23 protein-coding genes and 2 tRNA genes are annotated in these 23,132 nt (G+C 28.2%); 16 read left to right on the top strand and 9 right to left on the bottom strand.

Translation table 11 applies throughout. The annotated features are described in order from the left end of the window. Positions 1-79 precede the first annotated feature (79 nt). From M6G78_RS02085 to M6G78_RS02065, 5 genes are all read left to right on the top strand, one after another. Positions 80-1,297, top strand: a complete 1,218-nt coding sequence (locus tag M6G78_RS02085; RefSeq protein ID WP_253229489.1) for an argininosuccinate synthase — start codon at positions 80-82, stop codon at positions 1,295-1,297. A gap of 151 nt (positions 1,298-1,448) precedes the next feature. Then, positions 1,449-2,054 (top strand): hypothetical protein, encoded by a 606-nt coding sequence (locus M6G78_RS02080; protein WP_253229488.1) that lies wholly within the window; start codon positions 1,449-1,451, stop codon positions 2,052-2,054. Positions 2,055-2,146: 92 nt separating this feature from the next. Continuing rightward, a complete protein-coding gene (gene argH, locus M6G78_RS02075; protein ID WP_253229487.1) occupies positions 2,147-3,517 on the top strand; it encodes an argininosuccinate lyase in 1,371 nt (456 codons plus the stop codon). Between the two features lie 151 nt (positions 3,518-3,668). Beyond that, the gene (locus M6G78_RS02070; RefSeq protein WP_253229486.1) at positions 3,669-4,031 is read left to right on the top strand and encodes a zinc-ribbon domain-containing protein; all 363 of its coding nucleotides are present in this window, start codon (positions 3,669-3,671) and stop codon (positions 4,029-4,031) included. 23 nt (positions 4,032-4,054) lie between these two features. Continuing rightward, positions 4,055-5,176, top strand: coding sequence for a glycerate kinase (locus tag M6G78_RS02065; protein WP_253229485.1), 1,122 nt, complete (start codon positions 4,055-4,057; stop codon positions 5,174-5,176). 70 nt (positions 5,177-5,246) lie between these two features. Here the strand turns inward: M6G78_RS02065 and M6G78_RS02060 are convergent. Both M6G78_RS02060 and M6G78_RS02055 read right to left on the bottom strand, forming a co-directional pair. Further along, positions 5,247-5,322, bottom strand: a tRNA-Thr gene (locus M6G78_RS02060). A 268-nt stretch (positions 5,323-5,590) separates the two neighbouring features. Next, a tRNA-Thr gene (locus tag M6G78_RS02055) sits at positions 5,591-5,666 on the bottom strand. 244 nt (positions 5,667-5,910) lie between these two features. Here M6G78_RS02055 and M6G78_RS02050 point away from each other — a divergent pair. The 5 genes from M6G78_RS02050 (at position 5,911) to M6G78_RS02030 (ending at position 7,928) form a co-directional block, all read left to right on the top strand. Then, positions 5,911-6,327: a sigma factor-like helix-turn-helix DNA-binding protein gene (locus M6G78_RS02050; RefSeq protein ID WP_253229484.1), complete on the top strand. Its 417-nt coding sequence runs from the start codon at positions 5,911-5,913 to the stop codon at positions 6,325-6,327. A gap of 128 nt (positions 6,328-6,455) precedes the next feature. After that, on the top strand, positions 6,456-6,623 hold the full coding sequence (locus tag M6G78_RS02045; RefSeq protein WP_171020680.1) for a hypothetical protein: 168 nt from the start codon (positions 6,456-6,458) through the stop codon (positions 6,621-6,623). A gap of 162 nt (positions 6,624-6,785) precedes the next feature. Then, a complete protein-coding gene (locus M6G78_RS02040) occupies positions 6,786-7,166 on the top strand; it encodes a hypothetical protein (RefSeq protein WP_138269699.1) in 381 nt (126 codons plus the stop codon). A gap of 3 nt (positions 7,167-7,169) precedes the next feature. Continuing rightward, complete coding sequence (locus M6G78_RS02035; protein ID WP_253229483.1) at positions 7,170-7,565, top strand: phage tail protein; 396 nt, start codon at positions 7,170-7,172, stop codon at positions 7,563-7,565. 72 nt (positions 7,566-7,637) lie between these two features. Further along, the gene (locus tag M6G78_RS02030) at positions 7,638-7,928 is read left to right on the top strand and encodes a hypothetical protein (protein ID WP_138269701.1); all 291 of its coding nucleotides are present in this window, start codon (positions 7,638-7,640) and stop codon (positions 7,926-7,928) included. 397 nt (positions 7,929-8,325) lie between these two features. Here the strand turns inward: M6G78_RS02030 and M6G78_RS02025 are convergent, their stop codons facing one another. Next, positions 8,326-8,784 (bottom strand): hypothetical protein, encoded by a 459-nt coding sequence (locus M6G78_RS02025; RefSeq protein WP_253229482.1) that lies wholly within the window; start codon positions 8,782-8,784, stop codon positions 8,326-8,328. A 462-nt stretch (positions 8,785-9,246) separates the two neighbouring features. Here M6G78_RS02025 and M6G78_RS02020 point away from each other — a divergent pair, with 462 nt between their 5' ends. Further along, entirely contained in the window at positions 9,247-10,404 is a 1,158-nt protein-coding gene (locus M6G78_RS02020) for a hypothetical protein (protein WP_253229481.1), read from the top strand. 107 nt (positions 10,405-10,511) lie between these two features. Here the strand turns inward: M6G78_RS02020 and M6G78_RS02015 are convergent, their stop codons facing one another. Next, entirely contained in the window at positions 10,512-11,066 is a 555-nt protein-coding gene (locus M6G78_RS02015; protein WP_138269762.1) for a hypothetical protein, read from the bottom strand. 297 nt (positions 11,067-11,363) lie between these two features. Between M6G78_RS02015 and M6G78_RS02010 the strand changes: the two genes are divergently transcribed. From M6G78_RS02010 to M6G78_RS01990, 5 genes are all read left to right on the top strand, one after another. Then, a complete protein-coding gene (locus M6G78_RS02010) occupies positions 11,364-12,521 on the top strand; it encodes a hypothetical protein (RefSeq protein WP_253229480.1) in 1,158 nt (385 codons plus the stop codon). A 138-nt stretch (positions 12,522-12,659) separates the two neighbouring features. Beyond that, positions 12,660-14,549 (top strand): hypothetical protein, encoded by a 1,890-nt coding sequence (locus tag M6G78_RS02005; RefSeq protein WP_253229479.1) that lies wholly within the window; start codon positions 12,660-12,662, stop codon positions 14,547-14,549. 2 nt (positions 14,550-14,551) lie between these two features. Further along, positions 14,552-15,085 carry a hypothetical protein gene (locus M6G78_RS02000; RefSeq protein ID WP_253229478.1) on the top strand — a complete coding sequence of 178 codons (534 nt, stop codon included), beginning with the start codon at positions 14,552-14,554 and terminating at the stop codon, positions 15,083-15,085. Positions 15,086-15,087: 2 nt separating this feature from the next. Beyond that, a complete protein-coding gene (locus M6G78_RS01995; protein ID WP_253229477.1) occupies positions 15,088-17,094 on the top strand; it encodes a hypothetical protein in 2,007 nt (668 codons plus the stop codon). Continuing rightward, positions 17,094-19,058 carry a DUF859 family phage minor structural protein gene (locus M6G78_RS01990; RefSeq protein WP_253229476.1) on the top strand — a complete coding sequence of 655 codons (1,965 nt, stop codon included), beginning with the start codon at positions 17,094-17,096 and terminating at the stop codon, positions 19,056-19,058. Before M6G78_RS01995 ends, M6G78_RS01990 begins: the two co-directional genes overlap by 1 nt. Before the next feature lie 13 nt (positions 19,059-19,071). On the opposite strand, the gene M6G78_RS01985 is transcribed toward M6G78_RS01990, so the two are convergent. From M6G78_RS01985 to M6G78_RS01965, 5 genes are all read right to left on the bottom strand, one after another. Then, the gene (locus M6G78_RS01985; protein ID WP_253229475.1) at positions 19,072-20,118 is read right to left on the bottom strand and encodes a lysylphosphatidylglycerol synthase transmembrane domain-containing protein; all 1,047 of its coding nucleotides are present in this window, start codon (positions 20,116-20,118) and stop codon (positions 19,072-19,074) included. 1 nt (position 20,119) lies between these two features. Continuing rightward, complete coding sequence (locus M6G78_RS01980; protein WP_253229474.1) at positions 20,120-20,809, bottom strand: polysaccharide deacetylase family protein; 690 nt, start codon at positions 20,807-20,809, stop codon at positions 20,120-20,122. A 13-nt stretch (positions 20,810-20,822) separates the two neighbouring features. Then, positions 20,823-21,881 carry a glycosyltransferase gene (locus tag M6G78_RS01975; RefSeq protein ID WP_243112212.1) on the bottom strand — a complete coding sequence of 353 codons (1,059 nt, stop codon included), beginning with the start codon at positions 21,879-21,881 and terminating at the stop codon, positions 20,823-20,825. 151 nt (positions 21,882-22,032) lie between these two features. Continuing rightward, positions 22,033-22,557, bottom strand: coding sequence for a spore maturation protein (locus M6G78_RS01970; protein ID WP_253229473.1), 525 nt, complete (start codon positions 22,555-22,557; stop codon positions 22,033-22,035). After that, positions 22,551-23,132, bottom strand: a complete 582-nt coding sequence (locus M6G78_RS01965; RefSeq protein ID WP_138268508.1) for a nucleoside recognition domain-containing protein — start codon at positions 23,130-23,132, stop codon at positions 22,551-22,553. Before M6G78_RS01965 ends, M6G78_RS01970 begins: the two co-directional genes overlap by 7 nt.

The raw sequence follows: 23,132 nt of genomic DNA, 5'->3' as shown, positions 1-23,132 counted from the left end.
ATTGTTGACTAATTATACATTTTTATGTATAATTAGTCAGTATTTTAAATTAGTGATTTATTTTGGAGGTATATATATAATGAAAGATAAAATAGTATTAGCTTATTCAGGTGGACTAGATACTTCAACAATAGTTCCTTGGCTTAAAAATAATTATGATTGTGAAGTTCATGCAGTATGTGTTGATGTTGGACAAGTAGATCCAAATGAAAAAGAAGATTTAGCAAAAAGAGCCATTGAATATGGTGCAGATAGTATTGATATAATTGACGCAACTGAAGAGCTTGTAAATGATTATATTTTCCCAATGTTAAAATCAGGCGGAGTTTATGAAAACAAATATTTACTTGGTACATCTATTGCAAGACCATTAATTTCTAAGATTTTGGTTGATAAAGCAAGAGAACTTGGTGCAAATTGTATTTGTCATGGTGCTACAGGTAAAGGAAACGATCAAGTTCGTTTTGAACTTACAATTATGGCTTTAGCTCCTGATATTAAAATCATTGCTCCTTGGAGACTTTGGAGTATTAAATCAAGACAAGATGCACTTGATTACTGTATTAAACATGATATTAAGCTTAATATGTCAGCAGAAGAAAGTTATTCAAGAGATATGAATATCTGGCATTTATCTCATGAAGGATTGGAACTTGAAGATCCTGCAAACATGCCTGATTACAGAAACCTTCTTCAAAAAACAACATATGTAGAAGATGCTCCGGATGAAGCAGAAGAAATTGAAATTGAATTTGAAAAAGGTATTCCTGTTAAATTAAACGGAGAAAAAATGGATGGTGTAAGCCTTCTTGCAAAATTAAACGAACTTGGCGGAAAACATGGTATTGGTGTTGTAGATATGGTTGAAAACAGGGTTGTAGGTATGAAGTCAAGAGGTATATATGAAACTCCGGGCGGAACAATTTTATATTATGCTCACAATGAACTTGAACAACTTGCTTTAGATAGAGAAACTCAAGCATATAAGAGAACAGTAGCAGTTAAATATGCTGATTTAGTATATTCAGGAATGTGGTTCTCTCCACTTAGAGAAGCATTAGATGCTTTTGTTGATAAAACACAAGAAACTGTTACAGGTAAAGTTTCTCTAAGATTATATAAAGGTAATATGATTACAAAAGGTATTGAAAGTCCATATTCATTATACAATGAAGAAATTGCTTCATTTGAAACAGGTGAATTATATGACCATAATGATGCAGCAGGATTTATTAAACTTTATGGACTTCCATTAAAAATCAGAGCTTTTATGAAAAAGAAAAACGAAGATAAATAGTTTATTTTACATTTAGTTTTTATCTTTCATCCTATAGACCTCTCTCTTAAATAAGAGAGAGGTTTTTTGTAGTCAAAGTTAAGTTTTATATTTAAAATTATTAAAAAAAATATTATCATGTATATATAAAATTATTTGAGGTTATTTTTTAATGAAAATTAGAGATTATAGTTACAGAGATATTGACGGAAAATTTGTATCGGTAAATAATGCCGATAAATTTCTTTTAAAAATGGGAATTCATGATATTAAGAAAAGTTTTATCGGATATGTTTATACAGATGAAAAAAGAGGAATAATGCTTAGAATTCTTGGTGATATAGTTGATAAGTCAAATAGGAAATATATAGAAGAAAAGATAAAACTTGCCAATTATGATTTGATTGAAGATTTAGATATAGATATTTTAAATGAAATAGAACATATAAAGGAAGAGGAAGCAAAAAATCATTTAAAATTTGATGAAAATAACAAAACCATTTATAAAGTGAGAAATAGGAAAGAAATAGATAATCTTAGAAGCAGAATTTTTCCAGATGATATAAATATAGTTATACCTTATAAAGAAGGTTATGTTGAAAAAATTTGGGCAAGATCTTTTGATTATATAAAAAAAGAAAATATTTATATTTTATCTTTATTGAAAGACTCTGTTTATGATGAGAATTTAAAGAAAGATTCTCTTGTTGCCTGCAAATATTTTAATAACGGTAAAAGTGAAGCTTTGATTTTCTTAGGAGTTACGGAAATTTTGTAATGATGTATAATATTGATATTGTCATATATTAAATAATATGTTATTGTAATAAATAGTGAAAATTTGAAAAGTTATGTTTAGGAGTAATTGTTATGAAAATGTGGTCAGGAAGATTTGCTGAGCAAAATGCAAAAGAAGTTGATATATTTAATAACTCTCTTCATTTTGATAAAGTGCTATATAAATATGATATTAAAGGAAGTATAGCTCATGTAAAAATGCTTAGCAAACAAGGTATAATTACAAAAGAAGATGAAATTAAGCTTGTTGAAGCTTTAGAAAATTTAATGAAAGACATAGACGATGGAAAAGTTACTTTTAATGAAGAATATGAAGATATTCACATGGCTGTTGAAAGTATCTTAACTGACAGAATAGGGGATAGTGCAAAGAGAATTCACACTTGCAGAAGTCGTAACGATCAAGTGGCTCTTGATATGAAGATGTATGTTAAAGCTGAAATAATGGAAGTTATGGGGCTTGTGAAAAATCTTATTTTTACATTACTTGAAATTGCAAAAGACAATACAAAAACAATAATGCCCGGATATACACATATGCAAAGAGCTCAAACAGTTACGTTTGCACATCATCTTTGTGCTTATGTAGAAATGTTTAGAAGAGATATGGACAGACTTAAAGATACATACAAAAGAACAAACGTTATGCCTCTTGGAGCAGGTGCACTTGCTTGTTCTACATTTGATATCGACAGGGATTATGTTGCAAGTTTACTTGATTTTGACAGCATTACTTTAAATTCTCTTGATACTGTATCTGACAGAGATTATGTAATTGAGCTTTTAGATGATTTGGCTATAATAATGATGCATTTATCACGTTTTAGTGAAGAGATTATTTACTGGGCTAGTGATGAATTTAAGTTTATTACTGTTTCAGATAAATATTCTACAGGTTCATCAATGATGCCTCAAAAGAAAAACCCTGATGTTGCAGAGCTTATAAGAGGTAAAACAGGTAGGGTTTATGGTAATTTAATGGCGATGTTAACAGTTATGAAAGGTCTTCCTCTTGCTTATAACAAAGATATGCAAGAAGATAAAGAATCAACTTTTGACAGTGTAGATACAGTAAAACAATGTTTAAGCATATTTACTGGAATGATTGATACAATAACTGTAAATAAAGATGTATTAAAAGAAGCTTGTGTAAACAGCTTTATGAATGCAACAGATGTTGCGGAATATTTAGTTAAAAAAGGATGTCCATTTAGAGATGCGCATTTTGTGGTTGGTAATTTAGTTGGAAAATGTGTAAGAGAAAATAAATTCCTTCAAGATTTAACCTTAGATGAATTTAGAGAACAAAATGAGCTTTTTGAAGATGATATTTACGAAGTACTTCATGTTACAACGGGAATAAACAAAAAGAATATGACAGCATCTCCGAAAGAAGATATAGTTAAAAAATACATAGAAAAAATACTTGATGAAATAAAATAAAAGACAACGTGATGTTGTCTTTTTTATTTCTAATATTATGGAAAAGTTTTTTATTTTGATTTATAATTATATAAAATATATAGTTTATATGTCATATTTGTAATCATATTATAAATAGAGAGTATAAAGTTTTATTAGAGAGGTAATAAAAATGATTTGTCCAAGATGTGGTTTTGAAAATAGTAATGATAGTGTTTTCTGTAGTGAATGTGGATTTAACTTAAGAGAAGAAAACTTAGATTTACTTGAAAAAGATCCTGTTTTAATTGTTCTTAACAATAAATATGTTAGAAGCGGAATTGTACGATTTGTTTCAGGTTGTGTTTTGGCAGCGTCATTCTTTTTAATGTATGCCGCACTTGAATATAATTTACCTGATAGTATAGGTATTACGGGAATGCTTTTGATATTACCTTCTCTTGTAGTATTTATTATTTCATGTATACTAAGAGGTTTACAAAGAAAAAAAATAATAAAAGAACTTAATAAGCATAAATTAAATAACATAAAATAAATTTATTAGACGGAGAATTAATTATGAAAATATTGGTTGCAATGGATTCCTTTAAGGAAAGTCTATCTTCTCTTGAAGCAGGGAATGCCGTAAAAGAGGGGATACTTAGTGTTGATGAAAATATAGATGTTGTTGTTAAGTCTTTTGCTGACGGAGGCGAAGGCAGTATAGAGTCTGTTATGGAGGATATTAACGGAGAAAGGATTGATTTAAAAGTCCATAATCCTTTGGGAGAAATAATTGATAGTTATTATGAGATTATGGATGATACTGCTTTTATTGAAATGGCAAAATGTTCTGGACTTGATTTGATACCTGAAAGCGAAAGAGACCCTATGATTACTTCGTCTTTCGGGGTTGGGGAAATGATTAGAGATGCTATTCGCAGAGGTATTAGAAATTTTGTAGTATTTATTGGTGGAAGTGCTACAAATGACGGCGGATGTGGCATGTTAAAAGCCTTAGGATATAGATTTTATGATGAATTTAATAATTTAATTCCTGCCGGTGGTGGTAAACTAAATAGACTTCATTATATTGATGAAAGCAGAGCTATGGAAGAATTAAAAGAATGTAAATTCGTTGTGGCTTCTGATGTTAAAAATCCACTTTGTGGAGAAGAGGGTGCAAGTATGGTTTATTCTATTCAAAAAGGTGCTGATGAAAAAATGGCATTTGATTTAGATTACAGCCTTAAAAGACTTGCAAAGGAAACATATGATAAATGGGGAATAGATTACAGCAATAAAGAAGGTGCCGGTGCTGCCGGAGGAATCGGGTTTGCTTTTATGGCATTTCTTGGGGGTAAAATTATTTCCGGAGTAGATGCTGTTTTAGATTATTCAAAGATAAAAGAAGAGATAAAAGATTGTGATTATGTTATAACAGGGGAAGGTAAATTTGATAGACAATCTTTTATGGGTAAAGCTGCGGTTAGTCTTTGTATAATGGCAAAGGAATATAATGTGAAAACAATACTGCTTGCAGGTAGTGTCGAAAGTGAAGATAAGCTTGACAGTGAGTTTATTGATGGATATTTTTCAATAATTCATAAACCAATGGAACTGGATGAGCTAATCGAAAAAGATACAGCCTATAAAAACTTAAAAAATACAGCAAGACAAATATTTAAGGTGATTGTTTAAAAAGCAGGTTCATACCTGCTTTTTTTGTATAAAAAAAACTCTGAATACTCAGAGTTAAAAGGCATAAAAATGGAGCTGATGATAGGACTTGAACCTACAACCTGCTGATTACAAATCAGCTGCTCTACCGATTGAGCCACATCAGCACCGCTCATATAATATACTAAATTATTTATGTTTTGTCAACTATTTTATTCTTAAACTTCAATATATTTTTATAATTAATTAAAAATTTTTAGATACAATTATTAATATTATTTTACTATATGTAAGTTTTTTAATATTTATTTTTAAAATACTATTAAAGTTATTAATTGGTATTAAATATTTGCAATAGAGACAAAAAGATAACAATTATTATATAAAAAGTAAATAAAAAAAACTCTGAATACTCAGAGTTAAAAGGCATAAAAATGGAGCTGATGATAGGACTTGAACCTACAACCTGCTGATTACAAATCAGCTGCTCTACCGATTGAGCCACATCAGCACCGCCTATATAATATACTAAATTATTTTGCTTTTGTCAACTGTTTTTTTTATTTTATTTATTTTTATGTTTTATTTTAAATATAGTTTAAAAATCTTGTAAAAAGTTGGGGCAAAATTTTTGGGAAAACATGGTATAATGATATCGTAAAAAATTATAAATAGCAGCTGTTACATATTAATCATTCAAATAAAAGAGTCAAAGTTAATTTACTTTGGCTCTTTTTTGTTGGGAAGGAGAAGGGATGAAAAATAAAACTTTACTAGTTAATAAAAAGCGCATTGATGTAAGCGACGAAGTTTATAAAGCTTACTACAAAGAAAGAGAACATGAACGATATCTTTATAAAAAAGCGAAAGACAAAGAGTATTCATATGAAAATATGAAGGAAAATGGGATACAGTTTGAATATAATCAGGGTATGTATATTCAGTGTGAAGACGAAATAATAAAAAAATTAGAAATTAAAAAATTGAATTTAATACTTAAAGATTTAAGCAAAGATGAAAGAAGACTTGTTTATCTGTATTATTTTGAAAATAAGACAGAAAAGGAAATAAGTCTTCTTTTTAATTTGTCTCAAAAGGCAATAAATAAACGAAAAAATAATATTATAAAAAAACTTAGAAATTTTTATCAAACAAGGTACTTAAATATATAAAAATTTCCTTAAAGATATGAAAGAGAAATATTTGACAATTAAATAATCGTATATTTCAAAGTAGATTTTATATGTTGCAAATTTTTAAATTAAACGATTGCTTGTATTGTCAGAAAAGGAGGATAGTTATGGTTGAGATTAAATGTATTTCAGGCGATCCATTTTATATGGAGTCAAAGCTTGAAGAGGCTATGAATGAAGGATTTGAAATAATAGATATTACAACAAATTTGTATCATAGCAGTGGCGGAGAAAGAAAAGAGACTACGGCTTATCTAAAAAAAGTAATTAATTAGTTTAAAAGTATGAATAAATAAAAAATAAAGGCAGTTATATATAGAAATAGTTTTTAATGTTATTTATTTCATACTTTTTATATAAAACTTTTTCTTAGATATTTTAAGGAAATGAATTACGCTGAATGTCAGCGAAAACAACAGAAAGGAGATGATTTGTTTATGTTTGAAGAAACGATTGTGACAGTAAAAGAAAATCCTATTCAAAGAAAAGTTCTTATGATTCCAAAATTCAGGTTTGATGAAGTAAATGAAAAATATAAGCAAAATAAAAAAGATATTTTACTTTTGAAAGAAGAATTAAAGAAAAAAGAGAATGAAAAAAATCTTTTACTAAATGATATAAAAAATATTAAACAATCCTATGAAAAAGCTCTGATTAACTTACAGGTAAAGGAGACATTTGTGGAAGGTGGAATATTAAAAAAACAATATGAAACAATAATTCCAAAAATGACCTGCAAAGAAAATGAAAAGCCAGATTTGGCAAAAGCAATAGTTGACTTAATAAAACAAACAAAAGAAAAAGAAAAGGAGATTTAAAAAATGGCAATTAGTACACAAGGAACAAAATTAAATATTACAGGAACAAAAGGAGAAGAACCTATCAATATTGTTGTAGCGATTAAATCATTCCCTGATTTAGGAGCTGCACCGGCAGCAATTGAAGTAACTTGCTTATCAGATGATTCACAAAAATTCATCCCTGGTATTAAAGGTATGGCTGCTATGGAATTTGTTGCAAATTATGATGCAAATGTTTTTGAACAATTAGTTGGCGCAGAAGGTGAAGAATTAACATATAAAATTAACTTTGGTGAAACAGAATATTCTTTCACAGGTAAACATAACGCATTAATCGTAGGTGCTGGTTTAAATGTTGCAGTAGATATGAAAGTTGTTGTTTTACCAAGTTCAAAAATTTCAAAAAGCATTGCGTAGATAATAAATATAGAGGGGGAAACTCCTCTATAAAAAAGTATTTTATAAAATATTTTGAAAGGAAAAAACAAAATGATTATTAACAATAAAACATATACAATACCTGATTTGAATTTTAATGCAATTTGTAAATTGGAAGATATGGGGATTGCTTTAACCAATATGGATAAAATGATTTTATCTACTGTAAGAGGTTTTTTAGCACTATGTATGAATGGTGATTTTGAAAAAGCGGGAAGCGAATTGGAAGCACATCTTGAAAATGGAGGTTCTCTTGATGAAATACTACAAGAGATTAATAATGCAGTAGAACAAAGCGGTTTTTTTCAAGCTCTCAACAAGACAGCGAAGAAGGAAGCTTAACAGGTATAAAAAGAAAAGAAGAAAAATCTAATATAAAATCTTTAAAGGATTATATTGAGGAAGAATATCTCGTTAATGCACTTGCCATTGGAATTGATTATAATTTATTTTGGAAACTTACTCCTAAGGAAGTTACATTTTTTGTTAAAGCATATGAAACAAAGAAAAAAAATGAAATTGAAAAAATCAATTTTAGTTCATGGATAAATGGTATTTATATATCTCATGCTATTGCAAGTGTTTTAGGAGATAATAACAAATATCCAGGTAAGCCTTTTGAGTTATTTAATGAAAACAAAGAAGAAGAAGTTAAAAATAATTAAGAGATTTTCAGTGCTTATGTTACTATGTTTAATAATGAATTTGAAAAGAAAGCTAAATAATATAGCTTTCTTTTTTAGTTATTATATCTTTTGATGTATTTTATTTGATTTTTGTTTAGCTTAATATTTAGGTATTCAAAAATAGAGGCATAATCTAATAGTTTGATATTTGTATTTATATTTTCAAAAGAGTTTTTTAGTGTAAAGCTATATTTTTTATTATTGTCATTAAATACAATATCAATAAATTTTAAAGACTTGATAAAATCTTCATTATTATTTATTTTAATTTTGTCTTTAGATAATATTATATAAATATTTTCTATATTTTGATATGTAATAAAACATGTAATGTTAGTATTATATTCAGCAGATAAAATAAGACCCATATCTGTTGCAATAATATAGTATCCGGTACAGGTGCATTTTGAACCGGTCTTAAATTCATAGATTAATTTAAGTAATCTTTGAGATTTGAATTTAGTAATTAAACTTATTATTTCATATGACGAATTAACTTCTTTTGTTTTCATTTGAATTACCTCTTAAAAGAAAGATTCTTATAATAAAATTATAATTAACCGAAATTAAAAATAAAGTGTTATATGCGTTTTGTTTAAATACTCGACAAAAAAAAGTCAATTTTTTGTCAATAATAATTATTTAATTTTAAATGATATATTTTTTGTATTAATAAAGGTATTTTAAAGAATAATGATATATTTATATATTAAAATAAAAATTTATAAATGTATATAGATTATTAAAAATTTTTCTTCATAATGAAGAATTTTTTATTTATAATAAAATTCTTTTATATTTTATTTTGAATTAATAAAAGGATTAATAAATATTATAAATCATAAATATAACAATTTTCTATATAAATTTTGAATAAAATAAGTAATATCAAATCTTACAAAAATGTTATTGAATAAAGAAAATAAAATGATAAAATTAAATTATATAAAAGAACGAAATTTAAGGAGGGAATTATGGGTAAAACAAAGGAAGAAAAAAAGATAGAAAAGTTAAAGGAAAGTATTCTTTTGTGGTTTAAAAATATGAAAACATATAAAGAAAAACTATCCATGGAAAGTAATGAAAAAAAGATATCTAAATTTAATAAAAAAATAGAATCATATTATAGATTTATTAAAACGGATGTCACAGAATATGTTGATTTGGGAGGAGATATAAATAATATAATATCAGATTTAGATGAAGAAGATAAACTTTTGTTAAATAAACTTTTCCCATGTGGGAATAGTGTTGATAGTATAAAAATGAGAGAAATAGTAGACAAAATAATAAGAAGGATGGATAAGGTAAAGAAGCTAAAACAGAAAATGACATTTGATCCAAATGATGACATAAAAATAAAAGTAAAAAATGATTTATTTAGAGCGTATGAATTTATAGGAACATATATAATGGCGTTGGAAGATAAACGTCTAAGAAGTTTTTATAATGAATACTGGCAGTATACAAGAGATTATGAAAATACAAAAGATAAATATTTTACAAAAGAAGAACAAGAAATAATTGCAATAGGGCTTGAATGTTCAAGGGAATATAAAGAATATTTCAAAGAAAAACATAAGTTTGCATTGGGAATTTTGGATAAGATAGAAGAGACAGGGGAAAAGTTAATAGAAGTAGGAGAAAAGATAGGAGACTTTGGAGAGTTGACTCAGGCGAAAGTATGGGTAGATAACTATTATAAAGATGTGTTTCCTCAGATAGTAAAGAATATAGAAGGCGACATAAAAGGAGAGGAGCTTGAAGAAAAATCCAAAGCAATGACAAGAAGATATATAGAATTTATCTTGTCAAAAGAAGAGACTTCAAAAGCAATGGAAGAAAAGCTTTATTATGAAAGAAAAGGAGCTGAAATTGTAGAAGAATTAAAAGAGGATTCTCAAAAGGCAAAAGAAAATTTAAAAGGTTTGCTTGGAAACATATCAAGTATAATGATAGATAAAATGGTAAGAGAAATGGAAAAAGAACCATATATAGCCATTTATGATATGGTAAAGGCAAATGAAGGGGAAGAGAGGGCAGCATTTATGTTCTTATATGATAGAGAACCTATAATAGAAAGTAAGATAGAAACATTTTCAAAATACAGTTTTGAAGAATTAGGATTATAAAATATAAAATCAGCTAAAAACATCAAACGAAAGTTTGGTGTTTTTTTATTACGAATTTTGAAAGGGGGTGGTTAAGTTGAAAGGTTAAAGGTTTAGGTGATTATATGTTAAAAAATAGAGTCGTCTATAAAGATTCTATTTGGTATGGCTTCTTGAAGTTTCTTTAAAATATTAGCTTTATTATATGCATATGTGTTAAACATTCTAAAATCTTCAAAATTTTTTGCTGCGATAATAATTTTTATATTGTCAGAATTTGAATTTTTGTAATAAATATTCATATATATTTTATCAATAAATTCAAAATTATCATTGATATTAAATTGATGTTGATGGAATGTAGTGACATTATAACAAATTTTATTTATATCATCATATGGTATAAAGACTTTTTTTGAAAATGGTGTTTCAGATTTAAAGGTTAAGCCTTTATCATTTGCAGCAAAAAATATACAATCAAAATCTACATATGCCGGTTCAAGACCTTCATAATACTCAATATTTAATATGTGTTTTGATTTTAGTTTGCGTGTTATGAAAAAATAAGTTAAAAATCTGAAATGGGAAAACCTCCATTTAGTGATGGAACATATAATGATTATTATTAAAATGCATACTAAAATAATTTTAAAGCCAAATACAGAAACACTTATACGTTGCATGTTAATCACCTCTAATAATTTTTTTAAATTATATCATAATAAAACATAGAAAAGGAGATAAAAAATAAAAAGCTTTGTTTATTATTGATATAAGGTTTGAAAATATAGGTGTAAATTTTATACAATTTTTAAAAGAATAAGAAATTTAATAAATATTATAAATCATAAATATAACAATTTTCTACATATATTTTGAATAAAATAAGTAATATCAAATCTTACAAAAATGTTATTGAATAAAGAAAATAAAATGGTAAAATTAAATTATATAAAAGAACGAAATTTAAGGAGGGAATTATGGGTAAAACAAAGGAAGAAAAAAAGATAGAAAAGTTAAAGGAAAGTATTCTTTTAAATTTTAAAAATATGAGAATTTGTAAAGAAAAACTATCTACTGAGAGTAATGAAAAAAAAATATTAAAACTTAATAATAGGATAGAATCATATCATAGATTGATAAAAAGAAGTATGTCAGATTACGTTGGTTTGGGAGGAGATGTAAATAATATAATATCAAATTTAGATGAAGAAGATAAACTTTTGTTAAATAAGCTTTTCCCATGTGGGAATAGTTTTGATAGTATAAAAATGAGAGAAATAGTAGACAAAATAATATTTAGAATGGATAAGGTAAAGAAGCTAAAACAGAAAATGACATTTGATCCAAATGATGATATAAAAGTAAAAGTAAAAAATGATTTGTTTAGAGCGTATGAATTTATAGGAACATATATAATGGCGTTGGAAGATAAAAGTCTAAGAAGTTTCTATAATGAATACTGGCAGTATACAAGAGATTATGAAAATACAAAAGATAAATATTTTACAAAAGAAGAACAAGAAATAATAGCAACAGGACTTGAATGTTCAAGGGAATATAACGAATATTTCAAAGAAAAACATAAGTTTGCATTGGGAATCTTGGATAAGATAGAAGAGACAGGGGAAAAGTTAATAGAAGTAGGAGAAAAGATAGGAGACTTTGGAGAGTTGACTCAGGCGAAAGTATGGGTAGATAACTATTATAAAGATGTATTTCCTCAAATAGTAAAAAATATAGAAGGCGACATAAAAGGAGAGGAGCTTGAAGAAAAATCCAAAGCAATGACAAGAAGGTATATAGAATTTATCTTGTCAAAAGAAGAGACTTCAAAAGCAATGGAAGAAAAGCTTTATTATGAAAGAAAAGGAGCTGAAATTGTAGAAGAATTAAAAGATGATTCTCAAAAGGCAAAAGAAAATTTAAAAGGTTTGCTTGGAAATATATCAAGTATAATGATAGATAAAATGGTAAGAGAAATGGAAAAAGAACCATATATAGCCATTTATGATATGGTAAAGGCAAATGAAGGGGAAGAAAGGGCAGCATTTATGTTCTTATATGATAGAGAACCTATAATAGAAAGTAAGATAGAAACATTTTCAAAATACAGTTTTGAAGAGTTAGGATTATAAAATATAAAATCAGCTAAAAACATCAAACGAAAGTTTGGTGTTTTTTATTACGAACTTTTGAAAGGGGGTGGTTGAATTGAAAGAATAAATTAAATAATTATTTTTTTAGCCAAAATGAAAAATAGAAAGGAGAAAAAAATGGCAAATAAAAATATTGGAAATATGACAAAAAATATTACAACATTGGCAGATAATATAACACAGCTTCAAAATAATGTGGGAGTATTAACGGGAGCCGTGGATAATTGTTTGGTAAGTTTTGGCTCTTTTGTTGGAGGTATGGGAGACATTGTAACTTCTGTATCAGAAGGTATTAATGCGGTTAAAAGTATAAAAAATACAATAAAAGATTTATATTCAAGTGTAAATAAGAGTGAGGCTATTAAATCTTTTTCAAATGCAGTATCAGATGGAACAATTAAAGCCGGAAAATATTTAAAAGATTTTAAAGGCGAATTAAATAACAGTAAAATATCTTTTTCAGATTTTGTAAGTAAAGGAAAAGACAATATTTTGAAATTTAAAGATGATATTTCAAAATTAGGAGAGAAAGCTTCGAGTACTTTCTCAAAATTTAAAAAATCAATATCTAATGTTAGTTTTAAAAGCATTAAAGACGGAATAAAGGATATTCCGAATTTAGTTTCGAATAAAATGAATGCAGCAGGAAATGCACTTACAACAAATGCAAGTAAGATTGGTTCCATGGCAGGTTCTCTTTTATCAGGTGGAATAGTTGCTGCTATTGCTTTGATTGTTGTAACTGTTGTTTCTCTTATTGCTATATTTAAAGAGCTTATGAAGTCTAATGAAGAGTTCGGGAAAAGAATTTCAACAGCCTGGGAAACAGTTGCAGCTGCTTTTGAGCCTGCAATATTAGCCTTTACGGAGTTTAAAGAAGCTATATTTGGTGGAGAAGGAGACGAAATGACTCCATTTGTAGAGGGGGTTTGTTCCGGAATTGAAGGGCTAATAGAGTCTATTACAGAAGCAGTTGGATTAATATCTGAAATTATTGTTGGACTTTTTGATGTTTTAATTGAATTATGGGAAGAATATGGACCAATGATAACAGAATATGTAACAGGATTTTTTGATTTTATTTCAGAATTAATTTCAGGAGCCGTTGAAATTGTAAAAGGTGTTTTAGATATTATTGTTGGGTTATTTACAGGTAACGGAGAATTAATCAAAGAAGGCTTAGGTTTATTATGGGAAGGTATATGCGGTATATTCTCTGCTGGTCTTGAGTTTGTAGGTTCAATCTTCTCCATGGCATGGGAAGTTATCTGCGGTATTTTCTCTGTTGTGGCTGAATTCTTTGGAAATGTATTCTCAGCAGGCTGGGAAGCAATTAAAAATGCATTTTCCTTTGTTGGTGAGTTTTTCTCGAACGTATGGAGTGGAATAAAGAATGTATTTGCAAAAGTCGGCTCATGGTTTGGAAGCATATTTAAAAGTGCTTGGAATGGAATTAAAAACGCATTTTCCGGATGTGTGAAGTTTTTTAGCAATATCTGGAGCAATATAAAAAGCATGTTCAGTAAAATTGGTACTGCAATAGGTAATGGAATATCAGGAGCTTTTAAGTCTGTGGTTAATGCAGTTATAAGTTTTGCAAGCCGTATTATTAATGGATTTATCGGTGCCATAAATGGAGCAATCAGATTAATAAATAAAATACCGGGAGTAGAAATTCCTGTAATAGCAAAAGTTTCTTTACCAAGACTTGCAAAAGGCGGTATTGTTGATGCGGGACAAATGTTTATTGCAAGAGAGGCAGGGCCTGAACTTGTAGGTTCATTTAACGGAAAAACAGCTGTTATGAACAATGACCAAATTGTTGCATCTGTTTCAAAAGGTGTATATTCTGCGGTAAGCGCTGCTCTTGGCTCAAATATGGTCGGAGGAGATTGGACAATTCAAATAGTTGATAATAACGGCAGAGTGAAATCTCAAGATATTATTACAGCTATTGAAAGAAGAAACAGAAGAGACGGTAAAACTATTATTGCATTGGGGGTATAAAAATGGAAAAAGTTATAATTGAAAAAACATATGAAGAATTTAATAATTATATAAAGGAAGGGCTTGAAAAGATAAAAAATCCCCTTCCTTTTTTAATAGTTGATACGTACGATAAAGAAGGCGTTAAAATGATAAAATACATTGATTTACAGGTTTGCCCTTCATCTTACAGTTGTGCATTAAAAGAGCTTTTATCTTCTGACAGCGGAAGAACGGAAGATACTACTTATAATAAAATGAAGCTTGGTGAATATGTTGAATTATCGGTTTCATACAGGGCAATGGGCAGTAACGACTTAAGCATTGTTCTTAATAATTTTTCGGATGAATATGTAACAATATGTTATTTTGATCCAAAGAAAAACGCATATTTAGTAGATGAATTTTATCTTGGTGAAACAAGCGTGCCTCTTTATAATGGTGCACTTGGATTTTGGGATGGCTTTTCTCTTACACTATCTCAAAGAAAAGCCAATACAGATTTTGAAGAGGTTAAAAAAGATGATAATGGGGAAGTTCCAAGTGAGGAGGTTTAAATATGTCATATAAAATTGATAGGAAAACATTTGATAAAGTAATGGAAAATACAAGACAGGGAGTTGACATCTCTGTCTTTTTTTCATCGGCAGTTAATTTACCACCGATAGAAACTCCCAAAAATGGTAATACAGAATTACTTACTGAAGAAACTGTAAAAAATGAAAAAACTTCAATGAATATAACAGAAAAAAATATTATTGCGGGTTCTTTTTCTATTGATAGATATGTTGCAAGTGGGGATAACATAGAAATTGGCAGTGCCATAGCGGCAGAATTAAAAATGACTTTGGATAACCACAAAGGAAATTTTGATGATGTTGATTTTAACGGTGCAAAACTTTATGTAAGATTAAAAGTTAAAACAGATGACGGGCTTATTTCATATATTCCAATGGGCGTATTTATGGTAGATGAACAGGTTAAAAATCAAACAACCGTAGAACTTACTGCTCTTGATGGTTTGGTGGCTTTTGATAAAGTATTTGATTTTTCCATATATCCTAAAGGTATGAATATTAGGCAGATACTTTATGCTATTTTTTCAAAATGCGTAAATGATATTTCGCCTGATGAATATTTTATAAATCTTGATTTACCTAATCTTGATTATGTTCCAAGTTCTTATCCGGAGGGAGAAGAAATAACCTGTAGACAGATTTTACAATGGATTTGTGAGATAACAGGAAGCTGTGCATATATGGACAGTGAAGGAAATTTGAAATTAGAATTTTATGATTATTTCTTTGTGCCAAATACAACGGAAGTTTTTAATATTACGCCAAATATCAGATATTCATCAGAATACTCAAACACATCTCTTACATTAAATAAACTTGTTGTAAACAGTAAAGACGGTAATGTAACAAAAGAAGTTAAGCTTATAAATGAATATACTTTACCATCTGATACAAGTGAGATTGAAGGTGAAGAAAACCAAGGAGATGAAAGTATTAATACTATTCTTTCTTATACTATTGAGGGAAATGAGCTTATTACATCACCTGAAATAGTTGAAAACAAAGAAGATACACCAGAAAAGGGTGATGTTTCTGGTGTTGAAGATGGCTCATTAGATTTTGCAGATGATGAAGAAGAGGTAATATCATATGATGAAACATATGTAAACAAGGTTATAAATGGTCTTTCTAATATGAAAGTAATAAACTATCTACCTTTTAAAGCTACAACGATATCACTTCCGTTTTTATGGCCTCTTGCAAAAATAGTTTTTACAGATAATATGGGCAATGGGTTTGAAAGTATTGTTACACACCATACTTTTAATTTGAATGGTTCTTCTGAAATTGAAGCAAAGGGGACAACAGAGCAAAAAGCTAGTTATGCTTCAGCAAATCCTCTTACAAAGCATGAATCTAACATAATAAGCAATGTTAAGGAAGAACTTAAAAAGGAGCTTTCAAAAAGAGAAAAAGACATACTTGCTTTAAATAAAATACCAGGGGCAATGCTTGGGCTTTATTCTACATCTAAACGATATGATGACGGCAGCGTTGTTTATTATTATCACAATAAAGAAACATTAAAAGAAAGTAATATTGTATATGAACTTTCGGGGAATGGTTTTAGGTGGACAAATAATTACAACGATGAAGAGCCGATTTGGTCCTTTGGTTTAAGTGATGAAGGTTCGTTTATTGCAAATTACATAAGTACCGTTGGGATAAATGCAAAATGGATAAATGTTGAATCAAGCGATGAAGTAAAAGAAAATAATCCTGTTGTTCAAAGTTTCTCTTTAACAGAAACTAACTTAGATGGTGAAAATACTGATTCTTTAGAAGAAACTCAAACAGGAGCGAGTATATATTTAGCAAACGGAAATATTGATTTTAAGGTTGGAGAAAATGTTTCAACTAAGATAAATACAATGGGGCTTGAAACTTCAATGGCAAATATAAATAAAAATTTAAGAATAGGAGATTTTATGTTTGACGGAAGCGAAGGAAATCTTACAATAACATATTTACAAGGAGGAGAAGAATAATGGCAACAATAAAAGGAAATTATGATTCAAGTAGTTATGATTTATATGTAACTTGTTCTACAAACTCTCAAAGTGTTACAAACAACAGTTCAAGTGTTACTTTTACTTTTGGAATGTATAAAGCAAGCGCTAACTCTCAAAGTTACAATTTAAACTCTCAAACATTTACTTATAAAATTAACGGAGTTAAATATACAAAATCCGTAAAATTTGATTTTAGAAGTAAGGGAACAGGAACTTATAATAAATTATTTTCTGTAACAAAAACGATAGCACATAACGCAGATGGAACAAAGACCGTATCGGTTAGTGCATCTCATCCAACGGGTATAAGTCTTGGAACAGGAAGTTTGTCGGGAAGTTATAAACTTGCGACTATCCCAAGAGCTTCTACTCCTACGCTTAGTGCATCATCGGCAAATTTAGGAAGTAATATTACGATTTATACAAATCCAAAGAGCGAATCTTTTAAGCATAAAATAGTCTGTACATTGGGAAGTTATTCAAAGACTATAAGTAATGTTGGAAGCAGCACATCTTTAAGTTTAGATAATTCTTTGGCAGATTATATTACTTCGGCTACTTCGGCAATAATGAAAATAACATGTACTACATATAGTGGCAGTACAAATATAGGAAGTAAGTATGTTAATTTAACTGTAAAAGTTCCAAATACTGATACATTTAAGCCTACTGTCTCAGGTAATGAAATAACCGGTAATAATACTCTTGAAGGTCTTTTGGTTCAAAATGTAAGTACTATTGATTCTCTAATAACGGCTGATGGAAAAAATAATGCTACGATAAATACATATAAAGTTAATGTTGGAGGAAAAGCTTATTCTTCAACTTCTTCACATATAAAAGGAATTACACTTCCAAGCAGTGGGGATGAAATAAATATTGTAACCAGCGTAGTAGACAGCAGAGGTTATGAAAGTACAGCTTTAAATTCAACAATAACTGTATATCCTTACAGCAATTTAAATATTTCCAATTTTAATGTAAAAAGAGCTGAAGAGAGTAGTGGTAATTCTCTTATTGTAAGTTTTAATGCTGATTTTGCATCGGTTGGGAAGAAGAATTATTTCGAATATGTATTATATAGAAAATTATTTGGTGCAGAAAAATATGAGGAATTTTTTAAAGGAATTATTGTTGTAGGTGATGCAGTAGAAAATGGAAAATTTGTTGATGGGAAATATGTATCTACTGTTGTAACCAATGAAGATAAGGTTTCTGAAAAATTTAATATTCTAATTCCTTTAGATATGGCTACTTTTCCTAATGAAAGTACTTTTGATATAAAAATTAAATATAATGATTTTTATATGAGTTTAGAAGAATATGCATTATTACAAACTGAATTTGTAACTTTGGATTTTAGAAAAGGAGGAAAGGGGATTGCAATTGGAAAATTTTGTGAAGACGATGCATTTGAAGTAAATATTCCAGCCGTTTTTCATAAAGGTGTAAAAGGTATTGGTTTATTAGATTATATTCATCCTGTTGGTTCAATTATATATATTAATAATAGTTCTTTTGATCCTAATATAGAATGGGGAGGAAATTGGGAAAGAATAAAAGGTAGGTTTATTTTTGGTGCAGATGATCAAACGTATAAGTTAAATAGTCAAGGAGGAGAGTTAAGTCATACCTTAAAAACCGAAGAATTACCTGTTCATTCACATTCCGTTACCATAAATAATGCGTCATCAAGCGGTAGTGTAGGGTATATATTTTCTTCTGGGACAACAGGTGGAACATCAGGTCCTTTTACAAGAACTGTTGGAACAAAAAGAAATTATCAAATAAGCGATACAACGCCTGTAAACTCTTGGAAGACAGTAAATTGGTCATATACTCATAAGCATACAGCGACAAGTGCTAATGTAGGAAGTGGAAAGGCTTTTAATATTATACCTGCTTATAAAGCTGTTTATATTTGGGAAAGAATAGAATAAATCAAGGAAACCCTTATGCGGTTTCCTTGATCATGTTGGAGTTTTTAATATAAATAAGTTGAAAAAACATTATTGCCAGTCCTGAAACAAGAACGAATAAATAGAAGTTTATTCCTCTTGAAAGTAACATTGCAGGGCTTGTAAGTGTAAGAGGGAAAATGTATTTGAATAGTGATAAAAATCCTCCTTCACTTGCACCCACTCCACCTGGTAATGGAAGAGCCATAACAGATGAATAAAGTACAGCTTGTATTGATATTATTTGTATAAAATTAAACTGTGAAAGTCCAAAAGATTTATATACAAAGAATGTTACAGAATACATTGCTGTTAGTTGTATAAATGTAATCATTAAAGTTTTTATAAGTGCTTTTTTGTTGTTTTTTATGTATTTTGCACCGCTTGCGTATTCTTCAAGTTGTTCTTTTGATTTTTCTTTAAATCCTTCAATATTTTTGTATTTTAGTTTTGTTAAAATTTTTGTTGCAAAATTTAATAATTTCTCCATTAATCTTCTATTAAAAAGTGCACATATAATAAACAAAAATGCAATTATATTTATTGTTATTCCTATAAATAAAAGATATTTTATGCTTCCTATTTTTTCCATAAAGAAATTCATATTAAGAAAAAAACCAAGAAGAGAAATAATTACAGTATTGATTTGAAAACTTGCAAGTTCTATAAGTAAAGCTACTATACTGTGTGATATTTCTATGTTATCTTTTTTCATAAAATAAACCTGCATAGGTTGTCCACCTGATGCTGATGGGGTAATTGCACTAAAGAAAAATCCTACAAGGGCATATTTTATTCCTTTTATAAGTCCTACATTATATCCCAGTATATTTAAATTTCTAAGTATGTTTATTCCTTCACAGCTTATAAATACACACATTGCTATAATGGCAAGTAGTATATAGTTTGTATTTACGTCTTCAATAGTCTCAATTATTGATGTTAAATTTGAATCTTTAAACAACATATAAGACGTAAGAATAAGCATTACTACAAAAAATATTGTAGATTTAAAAATATTTTTTATTTTATTATCCTTCATTTTATTCTCCGGTTGTTTTAAAAATGTATCCTTCATTTTTCCATTTTGGAAGAATTTCTTTTAATGCTTCAATTGTTCTTTTTGGAGCATCATCTCTGCCGCGTCCGTCATGGAGGCATATAATATCATTGTTTTTTACTCTTTTTTCAAGTTTGTTTTTTATTATTTCACTTGTCGTGTTTTTTTGCCAATCTTCTGCCATGACATCCCAAAGGAAAGGTTTTAAATTATAGGACTTCATAAGGTATATCATTACCCAGTTGAATTGTCCCCAGGGAGGTCTGAAACTTGGGTCTTTTACGCCTAGATTATTTAAGGTATTTATTCCTTTTTGAAAGTTCGTTTTGGTTTTTAGAGGATGTTGTATGAGTGCGCTTTTATGTTCATACCAATGAAGTCCTATTTTATGCCCTTCTTCTTGCATTCTTTTTATTATGTCAGGATTATTTTTTGCAAATTCACCTACCACAAAAAAGGATGCTTTGATGTCATTTTCTTTTAATATATCAAGAAGTTCCAAAGTATATTTTGGATCTGGGCCGTCATCGAATGTAAGGTATATGTTTTTACCATTATTTGTTATATTCTTTTTTTCTATTTTATGTTTTATCTTATAAACATAAGTTGGAATTATTCCGTATAAAATAATTAATGATATAAATATTAATATAATATAAAATAAAATTTTCATATGTCTTTCACCTTTAAGCAGATATAATAGTTTCTAAATAATCGTTTTGAGTTTCATTTTTTATTCTTCTCATGTTTTCTTTCATTTGATTTAATCTTTTTTCATCATTGATTAACTCTATTACATCTTTTGATATGTTTTCTTTTTTCTTCCATTTGATCATTCCAATATTATTTTTTTCTATATATAAAGCATTTCCAACTTCTTGCATTAAGAAAGGATGTATTATATATAAAGGACAAAGTGCATGAATTGCTTCAAATGTTGTTATTCCACCTGATTTTGTTATTATTAGGTCAGCTTTATTCATATATTTATGAACATCATTTGTAAATCCCACTACATTAATATTAGGAAATTTTTCTTTCATCTTATTAAACATTTCTTTATTTTTTCCGCATATTAATGTGACATTGATAGAGTCGTTTTCGTTAAAAGTTTTTAAAATATCTTCTATTCCAGGTATTAATCCAAGTCCGCCACCCATAATTAATAATTCTTTTTGTTTTTTTCCTTTAATTATTTTTAGGTTTTTGAATGATTGTTTTACAGGTATACCGGAAATTAGTATTTTTTCTTCTTCAACACCTTTTCCAATTAATTCGATTTTAGTTTCTTTACTTCCCACAAAATATAAATTTGTTCCTTTGCCTAACCATTCGTTATGTGCTGATATATCTGTTATATATGTATATAAAGGTATATTTATATTTTTTGTTTCTTTATATAAAGATATATATTTTGATGCAATTGGTATTGTTGAGATAATTACATCTGCATTATATTCTTCTATTAATCTATCTAATTTTTTAACAAGCGCTTTTTTTAATGGTATTGTTTCATTATAATTTCCCGCTGTTTTATTAAAAAAGTTATATACTGTTGAAAACTTGCTTGTAAGATGATTGAATCCTGAGTAAATTAAATTTGCCCATGATGGGAAAAGATAATCTACTACATCAACAATGTAAACATTGGAATTATTATTTTTTAATTTAAGTTCTTCCTCTATTGCCTTTGCTGCGGATATATGTCCCATTCCGAAGCGAGCTGTTAAAATTAATGTATTCATTTTTTCCCTCTCTTTTTATATGATATGTAATTTATTTTTTAATTTCTTTAAGCATAATATATCATAAAAAAAGCCTTAAAAACGGAACTTAAGAGAATGTTAATTTTTGTTAATATGTTGTTAATTTTCTTTAAAAAAACTAAAAAAATATTTATGTAAAAAACAATAAAGATATAATATAAGCCATTAAAAATCCAAAAAAATCCGCAAGAAGACATGCTTTAAGTGCATATCTTAGATTTATTATTTTTTCATTTGACAAATATACATTTAAAACATATAAAGTTGTTTCAGTAGAACCCATCATTATACTTGCGGTAAGTCCGATAAAAGAATCGGGAGTGTATACTTTAAATATATCGCAAAGAATTGCACTGGCTCCTGAGCCTGAAATTGGTCTAAATATCATCAAAGGTAGTAACTCACTTTTAAAATGGAATATATTGCAAATAGGGGAAAGAATAGAAATTAAAAAATCGCTTAGCCCGCTTTCTTTAAAAATATTTACGCTTATTATGAATGTCAAAAGGAACGGAAAAATGTTTAAAGTGGTTTTTAGCCCCTTTTTTGCACCTGTTACAAATGTCGCATAAATATCAATATTTTTTACCATTCCATAGGTTAAAACACCTAAAATTATTGAAATAATTACAAAAGAAGATATGAAATTTAACATTTTCTGCCTCTTTTAAATAATTTCGCAAGAACAATACCGATAATAGTTGTAAATAGTGTTGAAATCAAAATAGGAAGAAATACTATGGTTGGATTTTTTGAGCCAAATGAAATTCTATAAGCAAATATAGAGGTTGGGAGAAGTTGTAGGCATGTTGTGTTTAAAATCAAGAACATAATCATATCATCGCTTAGGGTATCTTTTTTTGTATTAAGTTTATTCATTTTGTGTATTGCATCTATTCCAAGAGGTGTGGCAGCATTGCCAAGACCTAAAAAATTTGCGGAAAGGTTTAAAATAACGGCATTTGAAGCTTCTTTATCTTTCTTTATGTCATTAAATAATAGATTGATAAGTGGATTGAAAACAGTATTTATTTTATCTGTTAATTTGCTTTTTGTTATTATTTCCATCATTCCACTCCAAAAACACATTGTTCCAATTAGAGAAAAACATATTTTTACGCAATCTTGTCCTGCACTTGAAAATGCATTTGCGATATTTTCTGTTTTACCTGTAAAAATTCCAAATATTACCGAAAATAGAATAAGGAAATACCAGATTTTTTTTAACAT

The sequence above is a fragment of the Anaerofustis sp. NSJ-163 genome, assembly GCF_024135845.1.
GTDB classification, from domain to species: domain Bacteria; phylum Bacillota; class Clostridia; order Eubacteriales; family Anaerofustaceae; genus Anaerofustis; species Anaerofustis butyriciformans.
Note: the sequence above shows the minus strand (reverse complement) of the source record. Positions and strands in the feature narration are given on the sequence as shown.